Source organism: Variovorax sp. 01T439_2 (assembly GCF_056398445.1).
Genome location: NZ_JBFTPJ010001316.1, coordinates 1 through 1,123 on the forward strand (window position 1 = coordinate 1; position 1,123 = coordinate 1,123).

A 1,123-nucleotide genomic window follows, 5' to 3' on the forward strand; every position below is an offset into this window, starting at 1 on the left:
ACCTTTTCGCGCGCGGCCTGGATCTGCAGCGCATGGCTGGTGTTGTTGATGTCTTCGCTGGTGCAGGCAAAGTGCACGAATTCGGCGGCGGCCAGCAGCTCGGGCCGGGCTTCGAACTTGGACTTGATCCAGTATTCGACCGCCTTCACGTCGTGGTTGGTGGTCTTCTCGATGTCCTTGATGGCCAGCGCGTCGGCCTCGGAGAAGTGCGAAACCAGACCCAGCAGGTACTTGCGGGCGCCGCCCGTGAGCGGCTTGAATTCGGCAAAGCCGCAGTCCGACAGCGCGATGAACCACGCCACTTCGACCTGCACGCGCCGGTGCATGTAGCCCTGTTCGCTCATCAGCGGGCGCAAGGCCGCGAGTTTGGCCGCATAGCGGCCATCAAGTGGGGAGAGGGCGGAAACGGTGGAGAAGCTCATTCCCCGAATTTTAGGTGGCTTGGCGCCGATGCACGTTTGCCACGGATCGGGGCCCGCTCTTTGGCCCTTCCCCTAAAATGACCATGAACAAACGTCATCAATGCAAGGGGAGAGAGCTTTCATGAAACTGATCGGATCGGCCGCCAGCCCTTATGTGCGCAAGGTGCGCGTGGTGCTGGCTGAAAAGCGTCTCGACTACCAGTTCGTGATCGAGGACGTCTGGGCGGCCGACACCACCATCGCGCACTCCAACCCCCTGGGCAAGGTGCCTTGCCTCATCATGGAAGGCGGCGACGCGATGTTCGATTCGCGCGTGATCGTCGAATACCTCGACACCCTGTCCCCCGTGGGCAAGCTGATCCCCCAGCAAGGCCGCGAGCGCGCCGAGGTCAAGACCTGGGAAGCGCTGGCCGACGGCGTCATGGACGCCGGCGTGCTCTGGCGCCTGGAAGCCACCTGGTCCGGCCGCAGCGACGGCGAGCGCAGCGCCGCCTGGATCGAGCGCCAGCGCGCCAAGGTCGAAGGCGGCATCGCCGCCATGGCCAAGGGGCTGGCCGACAAGCCCTTTTGCAGCGGCATCCACCTGAGCCTCTCGGACATCGCCGTGGGCTGTGCGCTGGGCTGGCTGGGGCTGCGCTTTCCCGAGATCGACTGGCGCAGCCAGCACACCAATCTGGCCAAGCTGTACGACAAGCTGATGC

General features: G+C 64.3%; 2 protein-coding genes. One reads left to right on the plus strand and one right to left on the minus strand.

All coding sequences use genetic code 11. The features are described from left to right. Positions 1-422, minus strand: a 422-nt coding sequence (locus AC1DOC_RS34590; RefSeq protein WP_478131702.1) for a lyase family protein, incomplete at its 3' end; no start/stop codon positions are given. 121 nt (positions 423-543) lie between these two features. On the opposite strand from AC1DOC_RS34590, the gene AC1DOC_RS34595 reads away from it, so the two are divergent. Next, a partial coding sequence (locus AC1DOC_RS34595; RefSeq protein WP_478131703.1) for a glutathione S-transferase N-terminal domain-containing protein occupies positions 544-1,123 on the plus strand: 580 nt, incomplete at its 3' end.